Here is a 26,111-nt window from a genome sequence, read left to right on the forward strand (position 1 = left end):
ACGGCCTCGTCCTCAATCGCCGGACGGGCTGAAGGTGCCCGGGCCGAGCTGAAAGGCTCGGCCCAACTGGGATTCGGGCGCGAAAGCGCCCCGACAGGGGCGCGGGGAACTACGCGACCAGCCCCCACCGGCCCGCGCCGGACAAACGAACCGCCCGCCTACCCGGCGACCCGCTCCGCTCCCCCCGCCGCCTCCCGCGCCGCCAGCTTTCGGAGCATCTCCAGGACCCGGTCGCGGGATTCGTCCGCCGCGTCGATCGACTCCATGCACTGCCAGTACGTCGTCTCGTCGCGTGCGGCGCTCGCGATGCCGACCAGGGCGATGCCCGCCTCGCCGAGGAGATTGCCCAGCCAGAGGAGGGCCTGGCGGGCGTCGCCCAACTCCGTGAGCTGAGCCGCGCGTAACGCGCCGGCGGCGAGGCGCGGTTCGTCGAGCACTCCGCAGCCCCGGCCCGCCAGTTCGGTCAACCCCAGTGCCTCGCCCCGCAGTTCGGGTGGTCCGGTGACTGCGAGGCGGCTGCCTATCGCCTGCGCGAGGGCCTGTGCCTGCCACACCTCCGTCAGGGTTTCCGGTACACCGTCGCTGCCCGCGAGGGCACGTCTGCTCGTCAGGATGAGCCGCACCGCGTCCATGCGCTGCCCCCGTCTGTCCCGACGCGCTCTCGCACGTCCGCCCATATTCCACCGTCCACTACCCAGAGTGAAGTGCTGTGGGACGAAAAGCCAGAGGAAGGCGGAAATCTGCGGACAACAAATGGGGAACGAACCGGAATTCGACTCCGGAGAGTGACTATTTCGGCGGGAACCTCCGTTCGTTGCGGTCGATCTTCGCGTCGAGGGCCGCGAGCGCGTCGATCCCGAGCACCTCGCACAGCTGGAGCAGATAGGCGAGCACGTCCGCGACCTCGTCCGTCACGCGGTGGGCGGTGTCCGGGTCGTCCATCACCCGCGCCGACTCCTCGGGCGTCAACCACTGGAAGATCTCGACCAGTTCGGACGCCTCCACACTGAGAGCGGCAGCGAGGTTCTTGGGGGTGTGGAACGGCTGCCAGTTCCGTGCCGCCGCGAACTCGGCCAGCCTGCGCTGGAGTTTCGCCACGTCCAGATCCTGCCGCTGTTCGGGGTGTTCCTGATCAGTCACGGTTTCAGGTCTACCACCGTCGCCCCTGTCACTCCCCGCGCCCAGGACGCGTCGCTCACCGCCCCAAGGAGGCGGATGTGCCCGCGGTCGCACATCCGTACCGCCAGGCCCAGGAGTTGCTCGCGCTGCCGTGCGTCCAGGGCGCGGTCGAAACCGTCGGCCAGGACCGTGAGCGTCTGGAGGGCGTCGGGCACCTCGCCGGGGCGGTCGACCGTCAGGACGCCGGGGCCGGTCAGCAGGACCAGCGCCAGGCCCGCGTATCTCAACTCGCCGTCGCCCAGCCTGCCGAAGTGGGTGAGCACGCCGTCGCCCCGGTCGAGTACGGCTCTGACGCGGCCGTCGGCGACCCGGTCGGCGCGTACGTCCGTGACCGGGCCCGCGCAGCCCTCGCGGACGGCGGCGGTCAACAGCCCATGGCGGATGGCGCATTCGGTACCCGTGCGCCAGAGAACCTCTGCCAGGTTGTCGCAACCCGGCAGCAGGCGTCCGGTGCTCACCGGGACCGCCGCGCGCATCCGGTCGGGGCGTGGATCGCAGGCGAAGACCGACCTCAGTGCGACCACCATCTGCTCGGCGGCGGCGACGACCCTGCGCTCTCCGTCGGTCCTGCCGGCCACCTTCAGCGGCAGCAGGGCCGTACCGAGCCGGTCGTCCGGCATCGGGGCGCGCGTGACCGATTCCGAACCGGCTGTGTGCCAGGCGGCCTGGACGACGCGGCGGCCGGGATCGCGCAGTGCCGTCTCCAGCAGGACCACCCCGCCCGCGCTCAACCGCTCGCCCACGATGCGCAGTTCGGGCTCGGCCTGGACGGCGACGTCGAGTTGTACGGGGCCCTCGGGACCGTCCGCCGTACAGCCGATGCGGAAGCCGCGGCGGCGTTGGGCGTCGGGGCGGGCGCGTTCCGGTACGCAGGCCGCCGGGTCCGGGAAGGCCTCCCCGACGGCGGCGCCGGAGCCGAGGCGGGCCAGTGACTCGTACGCCCTGAGGGCTGTCGTCTTGCCACTGCCGCTCGGCCCGGCGAGAAGGGTGAGCCGCCCGAGCGGCAGGCTCACCCGGCGGTGCCCCGCGTACGCGGACAGCCGCAGTTCGGTGACGCTCGGCCGCTCGGGACGCGGCGCTGTCTGTGCTGCGGCGGGCGGTAAGTCCAGTGACAGGGTCATAACCGGACCGTAGGGCTCCGCCCGCGCGGCGAACCGTTCCGTCCGCCGCACCTTCCTACGAACGGGGGATCGCCGGTTTTCGTGGCTGGGCCGCTCTCAGTGTCCGGGGACCCCCGCTCCGCCCATGAGGCCCCCGACCTCCGTACCTGGCGGGGTGAGAAGGAACACGTTCCGGTCGACCCGGTGCATCCCGCTCGCCAGGCCGAAGACGACGCCCGTGCTGAAATCGAGCACCCGCTTGGCGGTGTCCGTCTCGGCGCCGGTCAGGTCGAGGAGCACCGGGATGCCCGCCATCAGGGTTTCCGCGACGTCCCTCGCATCCGCGAAGACGTTGACGCGCAGGACGACGAAACGTCGCCTGGCCTCGGTCTCCGCCTCGGGTATCGACCGGTGGCCCACCGCGGACGGCCAGGCGTCCCGGCCTCTCAGTGGTACGACCTGGGCGAGCCCCTCCCACTGTTCGTCGGTGACATCGTGGCTGTTCATCGACCCACTCCGCCCTGGCTCGCACTGGCTGTCTGCATCAGCCAATTCTTACGCATGGTCACCCGATCGGCCCAATACGACACGCTCAGCGACCCCCTATGTGAGATAAATCCGAACACCTATACGTACCTCACAGCACTGACACTCTGGCTGTGCAGCGGGCGTAACCGCTCATGATCAGGTCATGTGACATCGACGTAACGGGCAATTCGTACGCTCGTCGGCAGCAGGCCCGGTACGCAGAAGGACAGAGCGGGACAGAGAAAGGCAGCACGTGACCACTACCCCCACGACGACGCAGGTGCGGACCGTGTGCTCGTACTGCGGTGTGGGCTGCGGAATCGTGCTGGACGTCGGGCTCGGGCCCGACGGACGGCGTACGGTCTTCAAGGCGTCCGGGGACAAGGCGCACCCCGCGAACGCCGGGCGGCTGTGCACGAAGGGCGCGACCACCGCCGACATGCTGAGCGCGCCCGGCCGGCTGACCACCGCGCTGGTCCGGGACGGCTCGGACGACCGGGGCGAGGAGCTGGTGCCCGCGCCCGTCGCGGACGCGATCGCGGAGACCGCGCGGCGGCTGCGCGCGATCGTCGACGAGCACGGGCCGGACGCCGTCGCCTTCTATGTCTCCGGGCAGATGGGCCTTGAGGCCCAGTATCTGGCGAACAAGCTGGCCAAGGGGTTCGTGGGGACCAACCAGATCGAGTCCAACTCGCGGCTGTGCATGGCCAGCGCGGGCACCGGATACAAGCTCTCTCTGGGCGCCGACGGGCCGCCCGGCTCGTACGACGACTTCGACCACGCCGACGCCTTCCTCGTCATCGGGTCGAACATGGCCGACTGCCATCCGATCCTGTATCTGCGGATGATGGAGCGGGTGAAGGCGGGGGCCAAGCTGATCGTGGTCGATCCGCGGCGTACCGCCACCGCCGCCAAGGCCGATCTGTTCCTGCAGATCAAGCCGGGGACCGACCTCGCGTTCCTCAACGGGCTGCTTCATCTTCTGCATGTCGGCGGGCACACCGACCAGGAGTTCATCGCCGCCCACACCGAGGGCTGGGAGGAGATGCCCGGCTTCCTCGCCGACTATCCGCCGGACGCCGTCTCCGCGATCACCGGCATCCCCGAGGACGACATCCGGGAAGCGGCGCGGATCATCGGGGCGGCCGACGACTGGATGAGCTGCTGGACCATGGGGCTCAACCAGTCCACGCACGGCACCTGGAACACGAACGCCCTGGTCAACCTGCATCTCGCGACGGGTACGATCTGCCGGCCCGGCAGCGGGCCCTTCTCCCTCACCGGGCAGCCCAACGCCATGGGCGGCCGGGAGATGGGGTACATGGGGCCGGGGCTGCCCGGGCAGCGGTCCGTGCTGGTGGACGAGGAGCGGGCGTTCGTCGAGGACCTGTGGGAGCTGCCGGCCGGCACGCTCCGCAAGGACGGCGCCGGACACGGCACGATCGAGATGTTCCGGCGGATGGCCGAGGGCCACATCAAGGCCTGCTGGATCATCTGCACCAACCCGGTCGCCTCGGTCGCCAACCGCCGTACGGTCATCGAGGGCCTGGAGGCCGCCGAGTTCGTCGTCACCCAGGACGTCTTCGCCGAGACCGAGACCAACGCGTACGCCGATGTCGTCCTGCCGGGCGCGATGTGGACCGAGGCGGAGGGCGTCCTCGTCAACAGCGAGCGCAGCCTCACCCTCGCCCAGGCCGCCGTGGACCCGCCCGGCGACGCCATGGCCGACTGGCGGATCATCGCGGCCGTCGCCCGCGCGATGGGGTTCGAGGGGTTCGCGTACGAGAGCGCGGCGGACGTCTTCGAGGAGCTGAAGCGGGCCTGGAACCCGAAGACCGGGTGGGACCTCCGGGGCGTGACGTACGAGCGGCTGCGGGAGACTCCCGTGCAGTGGCCGGCCGCCTCCGTGGACGGGCCCGCGCGCAACCCCATCCGCTACCAGGGGGACGAGGGACTGCGGTTCCCCACCGCCAGTGGGCGTGGTGTCTTCTTCGCCCGGCCGCATCTGCCCGCCGCCGAACTGCCCGACGACGACTTCCCGTTCGTCCTCAACACCGGGCGGGTGCAGCACCAGTGGCACACCCTGACGAAGACGGGCAAGGTCGCCAAGCTCAACAAGCTGAACTCCGGGCCGTTCGTGGAGGTACACCCGCAGGACGCACGGGAGTTGGGCGTCGTGGACGGCGACCCGGTCGAGGTCGCCTCGCGGCGCGGACGGGCCGTGCTGCCGGCGGTCGTCACGGACCGGGTGCGGCCGGGGTGCGTCTTCGCGCCCTTCCACTGGAACGACCTCTTCGGTGAGTACCTGAGCATCAACGCGGTGACGAGCGACGCGGTCGATCCGCTGTCCCTGCAGCCGGAGTTCAAGGTCTGCGCGGTGTCCCTGGTCAAGGTGCACAAGCCCGAGGCCGAGGCGCAGCGCCCCGAGGCCCCCGAGCCCGTGCGCACACAGATCCCGGTGCCGGTACCGGAGTTGGCGTTCACGCCCGCTCCCCCGCCCGTCCTCAGCTCCCAGGAACGCCAGTACCTCTCGGGCTTCCTCGCCGGGCTGCCGACCGGAGCCGTGGGGATTCCGGTGCTGCCCGCCTCCGCTCCCTTCAGCGCCGAGCACGCCGACTGGGTGAACGGGATGCTCGCCGGCATGTACTCCCGGGCCGTGGACGCACCGCCGCAGCAACAGGTCGGTGTCGGGGTCGAGTTGGCCGGGCGCGAGGTCGTCGTGCTGTGGGCCTCGCAGACCGGCAACGCCGAGGAGCTGGCGGGCGCGGCGGCCGAGCGGCTGAACGCCGGCGGGCACCGGGCGCGGCTCGTCGGCATGGACGAGGCCGATGTGGCCGCCCTGGCGCGCAGTGCCGATCTCCTCTTCATCACCAGCACGTTCGGCGACGGCGACGCCCCCGACAACGGCTCCGGCCTCTGGGACACGCTCTCCGGGGAGCAGGCGCCACGGCTGGACGGCGTGCGGTACGCCGTCCTCGCGCTGGGCGACTCCTCGTACGACGACTTCTGCGGGCACGGGCGCCGACTGGACGCGCGGCTCGACGAGTTGGGGGCGGTGCGGATCGCGCCGCGCACCGACTGCGAGCCCGACTTCGAGCCGTCGGCGGACGCATGGCTCGACCAGGTGCTCGACGGGCTGGAGACGAAGAAGACGCAGGAGACGCAGGACGTGAAGACGGTCCCCGCTCCGGCGCCTGTCCCCACCCCTGCTCCCGCTCCCGTCATCCGGTCCGCCAAGCCCGCCCCCTCCCCCGCCCGGCTCGTCGGCAACCGGCTGCTCAGTCTGCCGGGCGCGACCAAGGAGGTGCGGCGGTTCACCTTCGACACGAGCGGTACGGGACTGGCGTACGAGGCGGGTGACGCGCTGGGCGTGCGGCCTGTCAACTCCGCGTCCCTGGTGGCGGAATGGCTGGCCGTGACCGGGCTGGACGCGTCAACCGGCGTGAGGGTGGACGGAGTTGGTGAGTTCTCGCTCTCCGAGGCGCTGCACGGGCAGCTCGACATCACCCGGATCACGTCCGACCTGCTCCGCTTCGTCTCCGAACGCGCCCGGGACAACCGGGAGTTGAAGAAGCTGATGCGGTCCGACAACAAGGACGGGCTGGCCCGCTGGTCCTGGGGTCGGCAGGCCGTCGACGTGGTCGCCGAGTACGGGGTGCGGGCGTCCGCGCAGGAGTGGGTGGGGGTGCTGCGGCGGCTTCAGCCCCGGCTGTACTCCATCTCGTCGAGTCCGCTCGTCGACCCGGCGCGGGTGTCGCTGACGGTGTCCGTGGTCCGGTACGAGAACCTGCGTGGCGTGCCGCGCGGCGGAGTCTGCTCGCCCTTCCTGGCCGACGCCGGGCCGGACACGGCGGTGCCCGTCTTCGTCCAGCGCTCGCCGTACTTCCGGCCCCCGGCGGACGCCTCGACGCCGATGGTGATGGTCGGGCCGGGGACCGGGGTGGCGCCGTTCGTGGGGTTCCTGGAGGAGCGGCGGGCGCTCGGGCACACGGCGCCGAACTGGCTGTTCTTCGGCGAGCAGCACCGCGCCACCGACTTCTACTACGAGGACGAGCTGGCCGAACTGGTGGCAGAGGGCACGCTCAGTCGCCTGGACACCGCGTTCTCCCGCGACCAGCGCAACAAGGTGTACGTCCAGGACCGGATGCGCGAGCACGGGCCCGAGTTGTGGCACTGGCTCCAGGAGGGCGCCCACTTCTACGTCTGCGGCGACGCCTCCCGCATGGCCAAGGACGTGGACCGGGCACTCCGGGACATCGCGGTGGCCCACGGCGGACTGAGCGAGGACGAGGCGGGCGTGTACGTGAAGCAGCTCGCGGCGGCGAAGCGTTACGTACGGGATGTCTACTGAGTCATCCATGCCTCAGCCATACAATCCGAACAAACCATCACAATTACCGACTGGCGGACATTCTTACCGGCCTCACACCGGACCCTTCACCTCCACCCGCACGCGGCACACCAGGCACGATTACGTTCCACTGTCGTGCACTTGGCAGAAACAGCGCCTGACACCCAGGCGAAGAACATCCCCCGCCCGACCTGGGTGGCCGTGCCGGAGGCCGATGCCCCGGCGCAGTGGCATCGCGTTCTGACCCTGCTCGCGACCGTCAGCCTGTTCATCGGTACGCGTGCGGTGTGGACGCAGGCCGCCAGTCACCGGCTCGCCGTCGCCGCCGTCATCTCGCTCTGCTATCTGTCGATCCTGGTCAGCGGGGTGCTGGCGCTGACCGTACGCCGGACCCGCTCGCTCGCCCGGCTCGACCTGTGCGTCCTGGTCACCGCCATGACGCTGACCCTGTGCACCTTCGCCCTGAACCACGCCGGCGGCGACGAGGGTGTCCTCACCGCACAGGCCGCCCGGGAGCTGGTCGCCGGGCATCCCGTGTACGGGCAGCCCTGGCCGTGGCTCTTCCGGCACAACCCCGATGTCGCCCTGACCCCGACGATGAACGGCGGCTACGACCTCACGTACGGCTACCCGCCCCTCGCCCTACTGCTGACAGCACCCCTTCTGTGGCTCGGGCACGGCGCGCTGGCCGCGACCGCGGTGACGACCGGGGCGCTGCTCGTCGGCGCGGTGACCCTGTGGCGGCTGCTGCCGGTGCCGTGGCGGTCGGCGGCGACCATGGCGTGTCTGGGCTTCGGCTTCCTGCCGAGTTACGCGCGGCTCGGTTACCCGGCGATCGTCGGGCTCGCGCTGCTGATCCCGGTGGTGGCGCACTGGCCGCGGATCGGGGCGGGCGGGCGGCTCGGGTGGGGCGGCCTCGCGCGGGCCGCCTGTCTGGGTGCGGCCTGCGCGGCGCAGCAACTGCCGTGGTTCCTCGTGCCGTTCCTGCTGGCCGGGATCTACGCCGTGCGCCGGGGTGAGCTGGGTGGCAGGGCCGCCGCCGGGGTGGTGCTGCGGGTCGCGGGCATGGCGGCCACCGTATGGCTGCTGATCAACACGTACTTCGTCGTGAGCGAGCCGCGCACCTGGGCGGCCGGGGTCGCCCTGCCGCTGACACAGAACGCGACGATCCACGGGCAGGGCCTGGTGGGTCTCGCGCTCTACTACACCGACGGCAGCGACCGGCTGGCCTGGTACTCGCACGCGAGCGTGCTGCTGACGGGGGCGCTGCTGGCGCTGCTCGTCCTGTTCGTGCGGCGGCTGGGTCCGGCGGCGACCGTGCTGCCCTGGTGCGCCTTCTTCCTGGCGACGCGTTCGCAGGACGGCTACTACCTGCTGATGACTCCGCTGTGGCTGGCGGCCGCGATCACCACGCCCGCCGCGTCCTTCGCCGGCGCGTGGCAGCCCCGGCCGCGCTTCCTGTCGGGCCCGCGCAGGCGTCCGGCGCTGGTCGCGGCGGCCGCGCTGCTCCTCGTACCGGCGCTGGCGAGTGCGGCCGTGGCGGCGACGGGGTCGCCGCCGCTGCGGATGCGGGTGACGGGGATGCGTACGGCCGGACCGGCCGCCGTGTCGGAACTGGACGTCCGGGTCACGAACACGGACGACAGCGCCCTCACGCCCCACTTCACGCTGACCACCGGTCAGGGCATGAGCCACTGGTGGAAGGTGACCCGGGGGCCCGCCACGCTGCCCGCCCACGCGAGCGCCGTCTACCGGCTCCGGTCGCCCGGGCCGGTGTTCCACGTGCCCCGGCGGCCGGGGACGCGGATCCGGCTGCGTGTCTTCACGGCGTCGCCGGACACCTTGTCGAGCATGGACGTCCGGCTGCCGGGCGAGCGGTAGCCAACGGGGGTCAACGTGACGGGTCAGGCCGTCTTCGTACGGACGAAGGCGAGCGTGGCGTTGACCGTCGCGAGGCCCTTCATCATGCCCATCTGGTTCCAGCCCATGCCGAACTCGTTCCGGTCCACGGTGAACTCCGCGTCCAGGGCGACCGCGTCGGCGTTCGCCTTGGTGAGGCGGGCCGTGAAGGTCACCGGGCGGCTGATGCCGCGCACGGTCAGCTGGCCGTCGACGTGGACGGTGTCGCCGCCGCGGAGTTCGGCGCCACGCACTCCGAAGGTGATCTCGGGGTGGTTGTCGGCGTCGAAGAAGTCGGCGGAACGCAGGTGCTTGTCGCGCTTGGTGTGCTTGGTGTCCAGGGAGGTGGCGTCCAGGGTCACGGTGCCGGTGGCGGAGCCGTCGGACAGGACCTCGCCCTGGCCGCCGACGACGGCGAAGGCGCCCTTCACCGTGACCATGCCCCACATCGTCTTGTGACTGACGGCGACGGTGGTCGCGGTCCGGTCGAGCTGCCACAGGCCGGTTTCTACGGCAACGGTCATGAGGGTCTCCACATACGCAAGGGGGACGAAAAAGGATGACGAAGGGATGGCGAAGGGGTGGCGAAGACGCCGGTCATCGCCGGTCATCCAAATTTGGATGATGCTCACGCTAGCCCGTAATCCAAATCTGAACAACCCTCCGCGACTCCTTCGTGCAAAATTGGACAACCGGTAGGATCGAACCCATGGCCGACCCTGCCGAGAGCACCCCCGACCTGCCCCCTTGCCCCTCCGCGAGCGAGAGCGCGCTGCTCCCGGCCGAACTACGGGCCTGGATGATCCTGCTGGCCACGACCGGGTCGATCGAGCAGCGGCTCGGCCCCGTCCTCAAGGACACGCTCGGGGTCTCCCACGACGAGTTCCTGGTCCTGTGCCTGCTCGCGGGCCGGGCCGACGGCGGGCTGCGGATGACCCGGATCGCGGAGCTGCTCGGCCGCCCCAAGACCCGGCTCACCTATCAGATCGCCTGTCTCCAGCACGCGGGGCTCGTCACCCGGCGCTCGGTCTGCGGCGACAAGCGGGGCGTCGAGGTCGCCCTCACCGAGAAGGGCCGCCGCCTGTTCACGGAGGCCTCGCCGACCCTGGCCGACACGGTCAACTCGGGGCTGGCGCGCATCGGCTCCGAGGAGCGCGAGGCGATGTACGGACTGCTGCCGGAGGTGGCGGGCGGGGAGAAGGCGTGACTCCCCTGTCCCGCCCGCCCGGTCGGTCGTCAGGCCGCCAGAACCGCCGGCTCCGGCCGCGACTGCGATCCTGACTCCAGTCCTGACTCCGTCGCCGCCTGCGTCTTCGTCATGGCCTCCGTCTCGGCCTCGGTGAGCAGGTCGACGAGGGTCGCGCGGGCCCGGGCCACACGCGAACGCACCGTCCCGACGGGGCAGTCGCTGACCTCGGCCGCCTCCGAGTAGGGCAGCCCCATCAGCTGCGTGAGGATGAACGCCTCGCGCCGCTCGTCGGGCAGCGCGGCCAGCAGGTCGAGGAGCGCGACCCCGTCGTCGAAGCCGGGCAGGCCGCGCGGCTGGGCCAGTTCGGCGGTCAGCCGCCAGTCGTCGGTGTCGCACAGCCGGGGCCGGGCGGCCGCGTGCCGGAAGCTGTCGATCACCGCGCGCCGCGCGATGGACATCAGCCAGGCACGGGCCGAGGACCGCCCCTCGAACCGGTGCAGACTGCCGAGCGCCCGCAGGAACGTGTCCTGGGCGAGGTCGTCGGCGGCCTGCGGATCGGCGGAGAGATGGGCGACGTACCGCACCACATCGCGGTGCAGGGCGCCGACGAACCGTTCGACGGCGGCCGGGTCGCCACCACGGGCGGCGAGCGCCCAGGCGGTTATCGACTCGTCCAACGGGCGGGCCGTGGAGGTCGGGCGGGTCGAGGCGGGCAGTACAGGAGTGATCACCTGGGGTCCTTCTCGGATCATCCGGAATCCGGCACGGCGACAGCCCACGAAACGCGACGCACGCGAAGGCGCTGCGAGGCACGAGACGTGCGGGCACGCCGCTACCGGGTGAGGGAGGACGGCCGTACGCGCTGCGCGGGTACGGCCGGGGCCCGGGCGCCCGCGGAGGCCGACGTCGATTGCGTCGGCGCCGCGTGGAACGGCCCCGGGAAACCAGGGCCTGTCGTTCGGATCACGCCTGCTTCAGGCCGCGACACCATGTGTGGTGCGTGCAGCCGCAAGGAGGCGGAGGAGGGTGTGCCACACCCGGCGGCCCAGGCGTGATCCGAACGACAGGTCCTCGCTGTCTCAGATGACAGCGATCCTCGTCGGCGGGCCCCGAGAAGTGATCGTGTGGACGAGCGGGAGCAGCCGTGGCGCTCGGTCCGAGGTGCCGCGTCGCGGGCGGAGGCGAGGGCGGTCCGGTGTCACGGGCCGCGCGAGCGCCAGCCGCAGCGGAGCGACCAGCCGGCCGGCCACCGCGCGCAGGATGCGGAACGCGGCCCGTTCGCCGTACGCCAGCCACAGACCGCACAGCAGCGCGGCGAGCGTGTGGGCGGCGAGCATGCCGTACGAGGACGACAGGGCGTCCGTGCCGTGGCCGCCGTGGGCCATGTGCCCCAGGCCCATGAGCATCCTCGTGTCCATGTCCATGCCCATGTCTGCGTCCATGCCGGTGTGGGCCATGTCCATGGAGTCCGTCGACGTGCCGGCGGTGCCCCGCGTGAACGAGAACGCCGAGTGGAGCGCGCCCTGGGCGACGACCACCACGCCCACGACCAGCGGGAGTCCGCGCTCGCGGCCGGCGAGGCACCAGCCCGCGCCGGCCATGACCACGGTCCCGGCGACGAGCGTCCACCAGGGGACGGAGGAGCCCGACATCAGCACATGGCCGAGGGCGGCGAGCAGCACACAGACGGCCGCGAACACCGCGGCCCGCAGCGTGCGTGCACCCCATCCGGCAGTCATGACGGCGCTCATCCTCCCATCCGGCACTCGTTCGTCAGTGGTGGGTACGTAAATTACTGATCAACCGTTCGGCGGGGTACCCCCGGCCGGTCGGCGGGGGTTCGCCGGACGTTCGGCGGATACCTGGTCCGACCAGCGGGTTTCCACTCTGGAACCATGACGCAAAACGCCTCTTTGCCGAATTTCGCCGCCGGTACTCAGATCGAACCCACAGTTCCTGTCAGCCCCGCCGGCACACGTCCCGCACAGCTCGGCCGACTGGTCGGCGTGGACCTCGCGCGCGGCCTCGCCGTCTTCGGGATGTACGCCGCCCATGTCGGCCCCGACCCCTCCTCGGGCGGGGTGACCGGCCATGTCATGGAGCTGTTCCACGGCCGCGCCTCCGCGCTCTTCGCCTTCCTGGCGGGCTTCTCGATCATCCTGATGACGGGCCGCCGGGTACCGAAGACCGGCCGCGAGGGCCGCCAGGCCGTCGCCAAGGTACTGATCCGGGCGGTGCTGCTGGTCGCCCTCGGCACCTGGCTGACCTCCACCGGCACCCCGGTCGAGGTCATCCTGGCCTACTACGGCCTCTGCTTCGTCCTGGTCCTGCCCTTCCACCGACTGCGCGCCGGCGCCCTGGCCGCCATCGCCGCCGGTACGGCACTCGTCCTGCCCCAACTCCTGTACGTCGTCCAGCGGTCCATCGACGACGACTCCTGGGCGGAGACGGTCACGCACAACGATCCGCTGGCCCTGGTCAGCGGCACCGACGGCTTCGTCGAGCTGATGTTCACCGGGAGCTACCCGGCCCTGGCCTGGGTCCCGTTCCTCTTCGCGGGCATGGCGGTGGCCCGTCTCGACCTCGCCGCCACGGCCGTACGTATCCGCCTCGCCGCCACCGGCATCGCGCTCGCCGTGCTCGGTTACGGCGGCTCGTGGCTGGCCCTGCACCTCGTACCCGGGGTCTCCTCCGCCCTCGCGGCGGGCGGCGGCGAGGACGGCTCCGGTTCGGTCATGTCGGCCTGGTGGTCGGACACGGCCGGCTATCCGACCGGGGACTCGGCGGCCTGGCTGTGGGTGGCCTCCCCGCACAGCGAGACGACGCTGTCCGTCGTGGGCAACACCGGGGTCGCGATCGCCGTACTCGTCGGCTGCGTGATCGCCGTCGACGCCCTCCCCCGCTTCCGGCGCCTCACGGCTCCGGTCGTCGCGGTCGGCACGATGTCCCTGACGGCGTATGTCCTCCACCTGGCCGGCATCTGGGCCCTCGGCATCGAGGAACTCCCCGGCTCCCCGCTGCACGTGCTGTTCGGCTTCCTCGTGGCCGTGACCGTCTTCGCCGTCGTCTGGTCGCGCTTCTTCAGGCGCGGGCCGCTGGAGCGCCTCATGGGGGACACGACGAGGATCGCCCGGTGGGTGAAGTAGTGGCCGGTCCGACTGGACGCCCGCTTTTGAACGTGTTCAAATATCTACACCGGGCTCGTAGCACAGCCGTTCAGCGCACACGTTCAAGCCCCAGGGGGAGCCATGAGGATCGTCATTCCCGGAGGAACCGGCCAGGTGGGTACGGTCCTGAACCGCGCCCTCACCGCCGCCGGTCACGATGTGACCGTCCTGACCAGACGGCCGACACACGACCACGAGATCGCCTGGGACGGCGAGACCCTGGGCGACTGGACCAAGGCGGTCGACGGCAGCGACGTCGTGATCAACCTGGCGGGCCGCAGCGTCAGCTGCCGCTACACCCCCGCCAATCTGCGGGCCATGATGGACTCGCGGGTGCACTCGGCCAGGGTCGTGGGCGAAGCAATCGCGGGAGCCGCACAGCCGCCCCGTCTCTGGCTCCAGATGAGCACAGCCACCGTGTACGCCCACCGCTTCGACGCCCCCAACGACGAGGCGACCGGCGTCATCGGCGGCGCCGAACCCGGCGTACCGGACTACTGGGCCTACAGCGTCGAGATCGCCAAGGCCTGGGAGCGGGCCCAGGAGCAGGCACCGACGCCCGCCACGCGCAAGGTCGCCCTGCGAACCGCCATGGTGATGAGCCCGGACCGCGGCGGCGTCTTCGACGTCCTCCTCCGACTGGCCCGGCTCGGCCTCGGCGGCCCGGTGGCGGGCGGCGCACAGTACGTGTCCTGGATCCACGACCAGGACTTCGTACGCGCCGTCGAGTTCCTGACCGCCCGGGAGGACCTCACCGGCCCGGTGAACCTCGCCGCTCCCCACCCCGTCCCCCAGCGCGAGTTCATGCGGGCGCTGCGCGCGGCGTGGGGAGTCCCGGTGGGCCTGCCCGCAACCCGCTGGATGGCAGAACTGGGCGCGTTCGCACTCCGCTCAGACACAGAACTCCTACTGAAGAGCCGCCGCGTCGTCCCGGGCCGCCTGCTCGACGCCGGCTTCACCTTCGACCACGAGGAGTGGCCGAAGGCGGCGACCGACCTCGTACACAGGGTGCGGAGCACACGAAATCAGGTGCGCCAAAGCGCCCCCTAAGGGGCGCGGGGAACTGCGCGACCAGCCCCCACCGGACCCGCACCAGACAACCAAGCACCCTCGACGGCCGATCTCACACACGAGGCGCACCACAACACCCCCTAAGGGGCGCGGGGAACTGCGCGACCAGCCCCCACCGGGCTCGCACCCGACGAACAACCGCTCCCCCGTATGCCCGTCGAGCGCGACTAGGACAGACCAGCCTCCGCGACAGCGAGCGCCGAGCGAAAGCTCGCCGCCAGTTCGGCCCCGGCCGAGGCCGGGCCGGACTCCGCCTCGCCGCCACGCCAGGCAAACCGCTCAGCCGCCGCACGCAACGCAGAGTTGAGCATCGCGGCCTGAATCACCGGCCGCACATCATCCGCAGGCAAACCCGCACGCGCAGCAAGCGCACGGGCAAAGGCCGGCTCGGCCTCGTCGTGCGACTGAAGCCAGACGGCACGCAGCCCCGGCTCGGTACGGGTCAGCCGTACCAGCTTGCGCAGCTCCGCGACCCCGGGCCGCCCCGCCCAGTCGTCGATGTCCAGCGCCGGCGCCAACGCCTCCTCCAGAGGCCGCCCGGGCCCCCACTCCCGCAGACACCCGGCGATCCTGTCGATACCGGCCGCGAACAACGGACTGACGCAGCTCTCCTTGCTCGGGAAGTAACGCCACACGGTCCGCGACGAGACCCCCACCGCCTGCCCGATCTGCTCCCCCGTCGTGGCGGTCACCCCCTGGGCGACGAACAGTTCCACCGCGGCGAGGGCGATCTCCAGCCGGATCTCGGACTTGCGCTGCTCGGTCAGCCGAGGCCGACCCGTCCGCCCGCGCCCACGACCGGAAGCCTCGCCCTGCCTGCCGTCCGGCACCAGCGACTCCTCGCTTCCACCCCGTACTTCCGCCCCGTCATTGAGGACCGGCCCATTGTAGTGATCCCGAGAAGACACCTCGACTTTATGTCTTTCAGAGACATTAAGTCGTACGGTGGCACCGCAACACCCCGTTGCACCCTCACGCACCACCTCTGGAGCACGTCATGACCACTGGACTCAACGGCCGCAGCGTCATCGTCACCGGCGCCGGTTCCGGCATCGGCCGGGCCACCGCGCTGGCCTTCGCGGCGGAGGGCGCCCGCGTCGTGGTCGCCGATCTCAACGCCGACGGCGCCGCCACGACCGTCAAGGAGATCGAGGAGGCCGGCGGCACGGCCCTGGCCGTGATCGGCGACCTGAGCGAGCAGACCGTCGTCGACGAGGTGGTCGCCACGACGGTGGAGCGGTTCGGCGGGGTGGACGCGCTGGTCAACAACGCGGCGATCATGGACAGCATGTCGGCCGCGGCGGACGTGACCGACGCGGAGTGGGAGCGGGTCATCCGGATCAACCTGACCGCGCCGTTCCTGCTCTCCCGGGCCGTCCTGCCGCACATGATCGAGGCGGGCAAGGGCGCCATCGTGAGCACCGCCTCCGAGGCAGGCCTGCGCGGCAGCGCCTCCGGGACCGCGTACACGGTGTCCAAGCACGGCATCGTGGGCCTCACCAAGTCCCTCGCCGTGATGTACCGCAACCAGGGCATCCGCACCAACGCCATCGCCCCCGGCGGCACGCGGACCGGCATGATCCCGACGGCCGACTGGGAGGCGCACGGGCCGAAGACGCTCGGCCCGTACCTGGCCAGCGTCGGCCGGGTGTCCGAGCCCGAGGAGCAGGCCGCCGCGATCGTGTTCCTCGCCTCGGACGCGGCCAGCAACATCAACGGCGTGATCCTGGCCGTCGACAACGGCTGGTCCGCCGTCTGACGGCAGGTGTTCACCAGGCAGGCCCACCCTGGTGCTTGAGACCTCAAGGGAGTGGAGGAAGCTGGTCGCGACCAACTCTCCCTGGAGGTACGTGAGATGACGAGCCGTCTGCCGCGCCGTACGGTGCTGGGCGGAATGATCGGCGGTCTGGCCCTGGCCTCGGCCGCGGCCGGCACGGGGGCCGGATCCGCACTGGCCGCAGGCCGCACACCGGGCGCCACCGGACAAGGAGCGGTCGGGCCCGTCGGCCCGGAGCCGTACGTGGCCCTGGCCGTGGGCGCCGGCGGCGGGCCCGCCGGGACCGACCGCGTCCACGTCCTCAAGGTCGGCCCCGACACGGCGGGCACCGTCCTCGTGCTGGTGCCCGGCATGTTCGGCGCCGCGAACGACTTCCGGCTGCCGGCCCGCGACCTGGTCGCGGCCGTGCCCGGAACACAGGTGTGGGCCCTGGACCGGCGGGAGGAGAACCTCGCCGACCGCACCGGCTTCACCGGCCCGGACCCCCTCGCCTACTACCTGGACGGCCACTACCGCACCCAGGACCCGGCCGCCTCCCCCTTCGCCGCACACTGGGGCCTGCCCCTGACCCTCTCGGACCTGCGGACCGTCGTCCGAGCGGCGGGCCGGGGCGGCCGGCGCGTGGTGCTCGGCGGCCACTCCTGGGGCGCGACGACCGCGCTGGCGTACGCGGCCTGGGACTTCGACGGCTGCCCCGGATACCGGGACCTGGCCGCGCTGGCCGTCATCGACGGCGGTGTCCTCGGGGCGTTCGACGGCACGGGCGACCCGGTCGCCGACTCACCGGAGCAGGTACGGGAGCGGCTCGCGGCGATCGAGGCCGGGGCGGTGTTCGACCTGACCCTGAGCGGGGTGGGGCTGGGCAGCCGCGCCGAGAGCACCCAGATCTGGTACCAGCTCGCCGGCCACTACGCCCTCCACGACCCCGACGGCCGCTCGGTCCTCCAGCCCCGCCTGCCCGAGGCCCTGCGCCTGCCGTACCCCGTCACCAACGCGGCCCTGCTGGGCTTCCTGGTCGACGCGGACTTCGGCTGGCCGAACGCCATCACCGTGCACTCCGGACACCTCGCCGACAGCGGGGACGTACGCGGCTGGATCAACACCGGCATCACGCCGATCGGCCGGGTCGCGGAGTCGTACGCCGGTCCGGTCCCGGCCGTGTGGGAGTGGTACTGGCCCGCCCGCCTCTCCGTGGACCTCGACGTCACGGACGCCTACACCGACTCCCCCCTCACCCGCTCCCTGGACCTACGCCTCCACCACGCCGCCCGCCTGGACATCCCCCTGTACGCCTTCGGCACGAGCTACGCCAAGGGCACAGTGGAGGAGGCGGCCCGCAGGGTGGTGACCAACTCCCGCATCCCATACGCCACGTACGAAACCGACACCGGCATGAACCACCTGGACCCGCTCTTCGCGCCCCCGTCCGACAACACCCTGACGCACACACTGGCGCGGTTCCTGAGGAGGATCGGAGGCGCGGACGCGCCCCGATAGGGGCGCGGGGAACTGCGCGACAAGCCCCCACCGGGCCCGCAGCCAACAACCCGCCCAACCAGCGGAGCACTACGCGTCAGGCAGAGACTCCGCAAGCTGCTCCCACACCCCGTACACATCCACCCCAACCACCCCGAACTGCGTAACAACAGCAACGCACCGCCCGTCCTCGTCGTCCAACTCCAACGCCGAGGTCGGGCCATGCGCCCCCGAGGACCGCACAAGGTGACACTCCCGCACACCCGCGAGGTCGATCTCCACCGAACTCTCCGCAACCGCCGCGAACACCCGCCCACCCACGGTCCGGTCAGTCACATGAACCCGCCCCGCGCACGCCTGCATGACCGCCGGGGCGAACACGGCGACCCCGATCGGCAGCCCGACCGAGCACACATGGTCGAGCACCGACGGCACGACGCCGACGTCGATAGCCCGGTGCTCACCGCGATACCGGTCGAACGCCGCACGCCGGGCAACCCCACCGTCCGCGAGCACCGCGTCGAACTGCGCGAGCTGGTCACCGTTCTCCCAAGCCGGCACCTCGGGGACCACGGACGCCCCGACCGCAGACGCCCCGGCCTCGACCGTAGGGGCAAGTCCGACCAGCAACCGGTCCCCCTCCGACAGCAGCCGCCCCTGATGCACGGTCCGCCCGTCCCCGTCGATCAGATGGACGGCCACCGACCCGCTGCTCTCGTCCCGCTCGACCACGGCCGAGGCGACCCCGTCACCGTCGAGACGCAGCGCGATCGACCCCGGCCGGACGGCGAACGCGTCACCGCGCAGACTCGGTACGGCATAGCTCCCGGCCTGGTCGATCCGCGCGGCCGGCCCTCCGGTGACCGCCTGGACGTACTGGAAGAGGGTCAGGCACCGGGCCAGCTCCGGCATCCGCGCGTCGATCAGTCGCACACTGCTGTTCCGCCGGGGGCAGCACCCCTCGAACGCGCAAAGCCGGCCGCCGTGCTGGTCGGTCATGTTCAGTACACGTCCCGGACGTAGCGCTTCGCCCGCCGTAGGTCCGCGAGGTACTCCGCCGCGTCGTCGTCACCACGTCCGCGCTGCTCGCCGATGACGCCCAGCAGAGCTGTCTCGACGTCCTTCGCCATGCGGGAGGCGTCGCCGCAGACGTAGACGTGCGCGCCGTCCTCCAGCCAGCCGTACAGCTCGCGCGACCGCTCCCGCATCCGTGTCTGTACGTAGATCTTCTCGGCCTGGTCGCGCGAGAACGCGAGGTCCAGTTCGGTGAGCACGCCGCCCTGCCGCAGTTCCGTCAGCTCGTCCTCATACACGAAGTCGGTGTCACGGTGCTGGTCGCCGAAGAACAGCCAGTTGCGCCCGGCGGCACCCTTCGCGGCCCGCTCGTGCAGGAAGCCGCGGAACGGCGCGATGCCCGTGCCGGGGCCGATCATGATCATCGGGGCGTCGTCGTCGGCCGGGACGCCGAAGGAGGCGTTCGGCTGGACGTAGATGCCGACGGACGCGTCCTCGCCGATGCGGTCCGCCAGGTACGTCGATGCCACGCCCTCGTACGTCCGCTGCCCGGTGCCGTACCGGACGGACGCGATCGTGAGGTGAATGCGATCCCCATGGGCGAGCGGGCTCGACGCGATCGAGTACTGGCGGGCCTGCAACGGCCGTAGCAGCGGCAGGAGTTCGGCCAGGTCCGGGGCGGCGGAACCGGCGTCCTGGAGCAGGTCGAGCACATCCCGGCCCCAGAGCCAGGAGTCCAGGTCGGACCGGTCGCCGTGCGCGACGACCGCGGCCAGCTCGCTCGACGGCGCACGCTCGACGAGGTCGGCGATCAGCTCCTTCGACGGGGTGCGGATCTCCCGTTCGGCGCGCAGGAGTTGGGCGGTCTTCGCGTCTCCGCTCGCGCCGAGGTGATCGAGCAGCGTGCCCACGAGGGCGTCGTCGTTCAGCGGTACGACGGCCAGCGCGTCGCCCGCCTCGTACGTGATGCCGCTGTCGCCGAGGTCGAACTCGTAGTGCCGGATCTCCTTCGCGCTGCGCGGGGAGGACAACAGCCGGTTCACCGTGAGCCGGGACGGGTAGGGAGTGCGCTTGTTCCAGGGGGAACGGACGCGGGCCGGTGTCGCCGTGGGCGCGCTCGCGCCGGTCGTGCCGCTCGCGCCGGTCTCCGCGACCAGGCGGTCCAGGACCGCGCCCGTCCAGGCAGCCGCCGGCTCCTCGAAGTCGACGTCGCAGTCCACGCGTTCGTGCACCCGGCCGGCCCCGAGCTGCTCCAGGCGCGTGTCGATGAGCTTCGCGGCCTGGCAGAAGTCGTCGTAGCCGCGGTCGCCGAGGCCGAGCACCGCGTACCGCAGACCTTCCAGCCTCGGTGCCGTGTCGGACTGGAGCGCCTCCCAGAACAGCCCGGCGTTGTCGGGGAGTTCGCCCTCGCCGTACGTCGAGACGACGACAAGTACGTGGGTCATCGTGGCGAGTTGCTCGGGCGTGACGGCGTCGAGCGCGGCGGTCCGCGCGCCGAGGCCACGGGCCCGGGTTCCGGCGGCGAGTTCGTCGGCGACGAACTCGGCGTTGCCGGTCTGGGTGCCGAACAGGACGTCGATCGTCGCGGCGGGCGCGTCACCCGCCGCCTCGGCCCGGCGTCCGGCCGCCGCTATACCGGCGATGAACCCGGCGAGCCAGGACTCCTGGGCGGCGGAGAACGGCGCGTCCACCGGGATGAGGGACCCGGTCGGGGGCATGAGAGTCACGCGGTCACCGTCTCGGTCGGGGCCTGCGGGATACGGCGGCTCGCGATGTCGTCGAGCGCGGCCGTGGCCAGCAGCTCGTCGAACCGGGCGGCGCGGACGCGGCCTGCGTTCTTGGTGGTCTGGTGGACGATCCAGCCGTAGGTGCCGGGGGCGTCCACGCTGAGGTTGTTGCGCTGCTTGAGGGCGCGCTTGTAGTCGTCGAGGCGCTTGATCGCGATGAGGGTGGCGAGTTCGCCGTCGTCGAAGCGGTCCAGCGTGCCGCGCAGGTACTTCACAACCCGCTGCTTGACGAAGAAGTCCTCGGTGAGGACGAGATTCCGGACGGCCTCGGTGACCTTCGGGTCGTCCGGGCCGCTCGCGCCCGGCACCCGCTGGAGCGCGAGGTCCTGGGCGACACCGAGCACGGTGTACGACGACAGCAGCGAGAACATGTCGTCGCTGCCCTGGTCGCCGAAGGCCGGGGCCCGGCCGCCGAGGACGGTACGCCGGTCGCGGTAGTCGACCTTGAACGCGCGGAGCTTGTCCGTCGCGATGGAGGTCGCCAGCTCGTCGAGGAGTTCGTTGCGGGTCGCCGCGGCGAGGATCTCGGTGGAGTCCTGGTAGAGGAGGAGCGCGCGGGGCATCCCGCAGTACATGTGCTGCCGCTCGGTGTCCCAGTCGTGCAGCAGACGGGCAGCCAGCTCGGAGCCGGTGGCCTCGACATGCCAGGCCAGCAGCAGCCGTACGGCCTCCTCGTGGAAGGCGCCGCGCGCGGTGTCGGTCACCGGGAACACCAGCAGCGAGTCGGCGCTCACCCGGTCGCGGAGGTCGCCGGAGGGGTCGTACTGGTAGAGGAACCCGCCGCTCATGCCGTTGCCGAGGCCCTTGCCGAAGCCGCCGAGGTTGAGGACCGTACCGCCGGTCATGTACTCGCAGCCGAAGTCACCGACGCCCTCGACGACCGCCGTCGAACCGGAGTTCCGCACGGCGAACCGGTCACCGGCCTCGCCCTGCACGAACGTACGGCCGCCCGTCGCGCCGAACAGCGCGAAGTTCCCGATCAGCACATTGCCACCGGGCTCGGCGCTGCCGCCGCCCGGGGCACGGACGACGATCCGGCCGCCGCTCTGGCTCTTGCCGACACCGTCGTTGGCGGTGCCGGTGTGTTCGAGGGTGATGCCGTCGTTGCAGAACACGCCGTACGACTGTCCGGCGGAGCCGGTGGTACGGATACGGACGGCGCCGTCGACGAGGCGGCGACGGCCTCGGTCGTCGGTCGTGATCGCGGGTCCATCTGCGTTAAGGCTGTGGTTGAGGAGCCGCTCGACGTCGATGGACAGCTGGCCGCCGACCGACTTGTCGCTGTTGCCGAGGTGGATGCCCTCGACGAGCAGCGACGGCTCGCGCCGGTCGAGCAGCGCGGCCCGGACCTGCTCGATCAGGGCGTCGTCGGTGGTGAAGTCCTTCTCCAGGTACTCCGGGTCGGCCACGACCTTCTCGGGCACGTGTGCGAGCAGGCGGCGGACGTCAAGACGTCCGACGCTCGCCGGGTGGTCAAGGAGCTGCAGCAGATCCGTACGCCCGCGCGCCTCGCGCAGCGACCGCAGTCCCAGCCGGGCGAGGATCTGGCGGACATCATGGGCGATGTTGAGGAGGTACTGGGCGAGTGCGCGCGGGTCGCCCTCGAACGCCTCGGAGTTGGTGGTGAGCCCGGCCGGGCACTTCACGTTGCAGTTCTTGGCCATGACGCAGCCGAGCATCATCAGCGCGGTCGTACCGAACTCGAAGCTGTCGCCGCCGAGGAGGGCCGAGGTGACGACGTCACCGCCCGTCTGGTGCGCGCCGGAGCAGCGCAGGACGACCTTCTGCCGGAGCCCGTTCGCGACGAGCGCCTGGTGGACCTCGGCGACGCCGATCTCCGCCGAGCGTCCGGCGTACTTGAGGCTGGTGACGGCCGCGGCGCCCGTGCCGCCGGTGTTCCCGGCGACGTTGATGACGTCCGCGCCGGCCTTGGCGACACCGACCGCGATGGTGCCGATGCCCTCCGAGGAGACGAGCTTCACGATCACCCGTACCCGCGCGGCCTTGCAGTCGTGGATGAGCTGGGCGAGGTCCTCGATGGAGTACGTGTCGTGGTGCGGGGGCGGTGAGATCAGCTCGATGCCCGGGGTGCCGCCACGGGCCGCCGCGATGTCGACGGTGACCTTCGGCGCGGGCAGCTGGCCACCCTCACCCGGCTTCGCGCCCTGCCCGATCTTGATCTCCAGCTCCTGGAGCATCGGGTCGGCGAGATAGCCCGCCCAGATACCGAACCGGCCGGAGGCGAACTGCTTGATCCGGGAGCCGCGGATGGTGCCGTACCGGGTGTGGTGCTCGCCGCCCTCGCCGCTGTTCGACATCGCGCCGACCATGTTGGTGCCGTGCGCGACGGCCTCGTGCGCGGTCGCCACGAGCGCGCCGTGGCTCATCGCGCCGGAGGCGAGGGAGCGGGTGATCTCGTGCGCGGGCTGGACCTCGTCGAGCGGGACGCTGTCGGGGGCGCCGTCGAGAAGGGTGAGGAGGTGGGCGGCGGTGCCGGTGGCCTCGACTTCGATTCCGTCGGCGCTCACGGCGAGGGTCGTGACCTCGCCGAGGTGTCCGAGCCCTGCGGCGAGAGCGGCGTGGCGCTCGGCGGCCTCGGGGCCCGGGGACGTGAGGCGCAGATGGACGGTGCCCCGCTCGGTGACGGAGGCGACCACACCCCGGACCGTGACGCTCGCGTTGCCGGTCGCCGAGAACCGGCCCAGCTCGCGCGCGAAGTCCTCCGGGGTACGGAGTCCGGTGAGGTCGGCGGGCAGCGTGAGCACGTCACGCAGTGCGGCCGGGCGACGGGACCGCTCCTCGTGCGTGGTCCGGAGGAAGGCGCGGTACCCGGGCGTGATCCGGAACGCGTCGATCTCGGCGTCGCTGAGGGCGTCGTACCCGGTGTTGCGGTATGCGGTGTCGGTGATGCCGAACGCGTCGTCGAGCTGGCCGAGCGTGAGGAGGCGCAGTGCCTCCGGGTCGCCCTCGCGGCCGAACTCCGGGCGCTCCTCGACCATGTCGCCGAAGCCGCGCACGGCCGTGACGCCGAAGGAGTGCCCGGCGCCGTCCGACCGCTCCTTGAACAGCCCGAGCAGCGGAACCTGGCCCTCGGTCTCGACCGTACGGGCCCGCTCGTGCCAGTCCGTCGCGGCCTGGGCGATCCGGGCGAAGCCGACGCCGCCGACCGGGGCGTCCATGTGCGGGAAGGTCCGCGCGAACACGTCGTCGCGGGTGTCGAGGTAGTTCGGCTCGAAGAACTCGCCACCGATGTAGCTCTCGGCGGTGCACAGGCCGACCCGGCCCATGGTCTTGGCGAGGGACTTCTCGGCGGCCTTGCGGAACTTGGCGAGCGCCCGGTCGGTCTCGGTGATCTCACCGGCGGGGGCGGGCGCGCTCGGGAACTTCTCCTCGGCGCGCAGCCGTGCGCTGAGGCTGTAGACGGCGGAGGCGCCGAAGCCGAGCGCGGTCGCGACGTGATGGGAGGAGGCCAGCTGGCCGCTCTCCGCCACCATCGAGACGCGCAGCCGCAGCCCGGTCTCGATGAGCCGCTGGTTGACGGCCGCGACGGCGAGGATCACCGGCAGCGGCGCCCGCGTGGAGGAGACGGCCCGGTCGGTGAGGACGGCGATGCCGCCTCCTTCCGAGGCGAACCGCTCGACGTCGTCGCAGAGCTGCTGGAGCGCGTCCCGGAGGGCATCGGCGTTGGCCGTCTCGTCCCCGGTCACCGGCTCGTAGAGCATGGCGAACCGCTCCAGCGGCACGATCCGCTGGTCGCGCAGCCGGACCATGTCGAGGTGCCCGAGCACGGGCGAGGAGACGACGAGCTGACGGTCCCCGACACTGCCCGTGCCATCGGGCTTGGGGCCGAGGGCGACCCGCATGCTCATGCCGTCGGCCTCGCGGATGCTGTCCAGCGGCGGGTTGGTGACCTGGGCGAAGCGCTGCGAGAAGTACTTCGCCATGCCGCCCTCGGTGTCGCTGAGCGCGTTGATGGCGTTGCCGTAGCCCATCGCGGAGATCCGCTCGGACCCGGTGTTGAGCATCGGGTCGAGCATGAACCGGAAGCTCTCCTGGTTCAGCGCGTACGCGACGTACCGGCCCGCGAGGCTCAGGTCGCCGTCGTAGCCGAGGGTCGTCGTGCCCCGGTAGTAGTCGGGGGCGGGCAGGTCGTCGAGGTTCACCCGGGCCGCGTCGAGCAGTTCGCTGTACGGGCGGCGCGCGGCGAGGGAGTCGAGCACGTCGCGGGTACGCATCCGGCGCCCTGTGCGGTGATCGACGACGAGCATGCCGCCGGCCTCGATACGGCCTCGGTGCACGACCTCGTCGTCGGGGAACGCGACCTGTCCGGCCTCGGAGGCCACCATCAGATACTCGGCGGTCTCGACCGTACGCAGGGGACGGAGCCCGAGCCGGTCCAGCCGCGCACCGACGACGTCCCCGTCGCTGAAGATGAGGGCGGCGGGGCCGTCGTTCTTCTCCTCGTACAGGGAGAAGTACTCCAGCATGTCCCGCACACCGTCGGGCAGGGTGCGGTCGTTCTCCCAGGCGGGCGGCATGAGCGACACGACGGCCTCGACGAGATCGAGCCCGTCGTCGAAGACCCGGCTCTGGAGGGTCTGGTCGAGCCGACTGGAGTCGGACTGCCCGGGCGGGCGCACGATGCTGCGGGTGCGGGCCCGCGCGAGGGCCTCGTCGGAGAGCCGGTTCTTCCTGTCCGTGTTCAGCTCGCCGTTGTGCGCCATGAGCCGGAACGGCTGGGCCATGGTCGGGTGCGGCTCGGTGTTCGTGGAGAACCGGGTGTGGAAGTACAGCGACCGTACGGAGTGCCGAGGGTCGAGGAGGTCGCAGAAGTAGGGGATGACCTCGCCGGAGTTGAGCCGCCCCTTGAGCACCTGCGTGCGCGCGCTCAGCGACAGCGCGTACAGCCCGGCGTACCGGTCCTGGTCGTCGGCGTAGGCGACGGCTTCGACGGCGAGCAGGGCGCGGTTGGCGGCGGTGTCGACGTCGGCGCGCTGCCACTCGTCCGGGGCCCGGAACACCCACTGCACGACGGGGAGTTGGTACTGCTCGGCGGCGGGCCTGGCGACGCTGTGATCGACGGGAACGTCCCGGACCAGCACGACCTCGAAGCCCTGCTCGGCGATGCACCGGCCGACGAGGTCGACGGCGGCGTCGCGCCGTGCCGTGTCGGTCGGCACGAAGCAGTTGGCGACGCCGAAGTGCCCGGCGCGCAGGGTCTCGCCGGTGATCGCGCCGAAGAACTCCACCGACAGGTCGATGCTCACGCCCGCGCCGTCGCCGACGCCCTCGGCGGACGCGCCGCCACGGTGCGGGATCGCACGGAGCGCCTCGTCACCCTTACGGATGACGTCGTGGCTCGGCGTCCCGTCGAGGCGGGTGATGAAGCCGACGCCGCAGTCACTGTGGTCGCGGGCAGGGTCGTACAGACCGAAGGCGGGCTGATTCAAGTGCGGGTCCTATGAGCGGGTTCCGGCTGCGGGTACCTTCCAGGCCCTGAAGGCACTGGGGTAGGACGGCCAGGCTGCGTCGGTGAAGCGCTCGCCGCGGGCCGGCCGGGGTGACGGCCGAGT

Annotated in this window: 18 protein-coding genes; 7 read left to right on the forward strand and 11 right to left on the reverse strand. The window is 71.5% G+C overall.

Annotated elements, in window-relative coordinates; all coding sequences use genetic code 11:
- Nucleotides 1-158: 158 nt before the first annotated feature.
- The 4 genes from ACWCRB_RS19865 to ACWCRB_RS19880 form a co-directional block, all read right to left on the reverse strand.
- A complete protein-coding gene (locus tag ACWCRB_RS19865; protein WP_369029396.1) occupies nt 159-632 on the reverse strand; it encodes a DUF6099 family protein in 474 nt (157 codons plus the stop codon).
- A 157-nt stretch (nt 633-789) separates the two neighbouring features.
- Nucleotides 790-1,140 carry a nucleotide pyrophosphohydrolase gene (locus tag ACWCRB_RS19870; RefSeq protein ID WP_369029395.1) on the reverse strand — a complete coding sequence of 117 codons (351 nt, stop codon included), beginning with the start codon at nt 1,138-1,140 and terminating at the stop codon, nt 790-792.
- Nucleotides 1,137-2,300: an ATP-binding protein gene (locus tag ACWCRB_RS19875; protein ID WP_450997296.1), complete on the reverse strand. Its 1,164-nt coding sequence runs from the start codon at nt 2,298-2,300 to the stop codon at nt 1,137-1,139. Before ACWCRB_RS19875 ends, ACWCRB_RS19870 begins: the two co-directional genes overlap by 4 nt.
- A gap of 96 nt (nt 2,301-2,396) precedes the next feature.
- Nucleotides 2,397-2,786, reverse strand: coding sequence for a cell division protein SepF (locus tag ACWCRB_RS19880; protein WP_235474323.1), 390 nt, complete (start codon nt 2,784-2,786; stop codon nt 2,397-2,399).
- Nucleotides 2,787-3,060: 274 nt separating this feature from the next.
- On the opposite strand from ACWCRB_RS19880, the gene ACWCRB_RS19885 reads away from it, so the two are divergent.
- Nucleotides 3,061-7,158, forward strand: a complete 4,098-nt coding sequence (locus ACWCRB_RS19885; protein WP_450997297.1) for a molybdopterin-dependent oxidoreductase — start codon at nt 3,061-3,063, stop codon at nt 7,156-7,158.
- Nucleotides 7,159-7,293: 135 nt separating this feature from the next.
- On the forward strand, nt 7,294-9,039 hold the full coding sequence (locus tag ACWCRB_RS19890; RefSeq protein WP_450997298.1) for a hypothetical protein: 1,746 nt from the start codon (nt 7,294-7,296) through the stop codon (nt 9,037-9,039).
- Nucleotides 9,040-9,062: 23 nt separating this feature from the next.
- On the opposite strand, the gene ACWCRB_RS19895 is transcribed toward ACWCRB_RS19890, so the two are convergent.
- Nucleotides 9,063-9,581, reverse strand: coding sequence for a YceI family protein (locus ACWCRB_RS19895; protein WP_369029392.1), 519 nt, complete (start codon nt 9,579-9,581; stop codon nt 9,063-9,065).
- A 185-nt stretch (nt 9,582-9,766) separates the two neighbouring features.
- On the opposite strand from ACWCRB_RS19895, the gene ACWCRB_RS19900 reads away from it, so the two are divergent.
- A complete protein-coding gene (locus ACWCRB_RS19900) occupies nt 9,767-10,264 on the forward strand; it encodes a MarR family winged helix-turn-helix transcriptional regulator (protein ID WP_450997299.1) in 498 nt (165 codons plus the stop codon).
- A 29-nt stretch (nt 10,265-10,293) separates the two neighbouring features.
- Here ACWCRB_RS19900 and ACWCRB_RS19905 read toward each other — a convergent pair whose 3' ends face one another.
- Nucleotides 10,294-10,977, reverse strand: a complete 684-nt coding sequence (locus tag ACWCRB_RS19905) for a sigma-70 family RNA polymerase sigma factor (protein WP_450997300.1) — start codon at nt 10,975-10,977, stop codon at nt 10,294-10,296.
- A gap of 348 nt (nt 10,978-11,325) precedes the next feature.
- The gene (locus ACWCRB_RS19910) at nt 11,326-11,985 is read right to left on the reverse strand and encodes a hypothetical protein (protein WP_450997301.1); all 660 of its coding nucleotides are present in this window, start codon (nt 11,983-11,985) and stop codon (nt 11,326-11,328) included.
- A 156-nt stretch (nt 11,986-12,141) separates the two neighbouring features.
- Here ACWCRB_RS19910 and ACWCRB_RS19915 point away from each other — a divergent pair, with 156 nt between their 5' ends.
- Complete coding sequence (locus ACWCRB_RS19915; protein WP_450997302.1) at nt 12,142-13,392, forward strand: heparan-alpha-glucosaminide N-acetyltransferase domain-containing protein; 1,251 nt, start codon at nt 12,142-12,144, stop codon at nt 13,390-13,392.
- Nucleotides 13,393-13,494: 102 nt separating this feature from the next.
- Nucleotides 13,495-14,463, forward strand: a complete 969-nt coding sequence (locus tag ACWCRB_RS19920; protein WP_450997303.1) for a TIGR01777 family oxidoreductase — start codon at nt 13,495-13,497, stop codon at nt 14,461-14,463.
- A gap of 188 nt (nt 14,464-14,651) precedes the next feature.
- On the opposite strand, the gene ACWCRB_RS19925 is transcribed toward ACWCRB_RS19920, so the two are convergent.
- Nucleotides 14,652-15,314, reverse strand: a complete 663-nt coding sequence (locus ACWCRB_RS19925) for a TetR/AcrR family transcriptional regulator (protein WP_450997304.1) — start codon at nt 15,312-15,314, stop codon at nt 14,652-14,654.
- A 167-nt stretch (nt 15,315-15,481) separates the two neighbouring features.
- Here ACWCRB_RS19925 and ACWCRB_RS19930 point away from each other — a divergent pair, with 167 nt between their 5' ends.
- A complete protein-coding gene (locus tag ACWCRB_RS19930; protein ID WP_450997305.1) occupies nt 15,482-16,243 on the forward strand; it encodes an SDR family NAD(P)-dependent oxidoreductase in 762 nt (253 codons plus the stop codon).
- 96 nt (nt 16,244-16,339) lie between these two features.
- The gene (locus ACWCRB_RS19935) at nt 16,340-17,758 is read left to right on the forward strand and encodes an alpha/beta hydrolase (RefSeq protein ID WP_450997306.1); all 1,419 of its coding nucleotides are present in this window, start codon (nt 16,340-16,342) and stop codon (nt 17,756-17,758) included.
- Between the two features lie 69 nt (nt 17,759-17,827).
- Here ACWCRB_RS19935 and ACWCRB_RS19940 read toward each other — a convergent pair whose 3' ends face one another.
- The 3 genes from ACWCRB_RS19940 to ACWCRB_RS19950 form a co-directional block, all read right to left on the reverse strand.
- Nucleotides 17,828-18,670: a hypothetical protein gene (locus ACWCRB_RS19940; protein ID WP_450997307.1), complete on the reverse strand. Its 843-nt coding sequence runs from the start codon at nt 18,668-18,670 to the stop codon at nt 17,828-17,830.
- A 68-nt stretch (nt 18,671-18,738) separates the two neighbouring features.
- The gene (locus ACWCRB_RS19945) at nt 18,739-20,469 is read right to left on the reverse strand and encodes a diflavin oxidoreductase (RefSeq protein ID WP_450997331.1); all 1,731 of its coding nucleotides are present in this window, start codon (nt 20,467-20,469) and stop codon (nt 18,739-18,741) included.
- 5 nt (nt 20,470-20,474) lie between these two features.
- On the reverse strand, nt 20,475-25,988 hold the full coding sequence (locus tag ACWCRB_RS19950) for a glutamate synthase-related protein (protein WP_450997308.1): 5,514 nt from the start codon (nt 25,986-25,988) through the stop codon (nt 20,475-20,477).
- Between the last annotated feature and the right edge of the window lie 123 nt (nt 25,989-26,111).

The organism is Streptomyces sp. NPDC002156 (genome assembly GCF_053593675.1).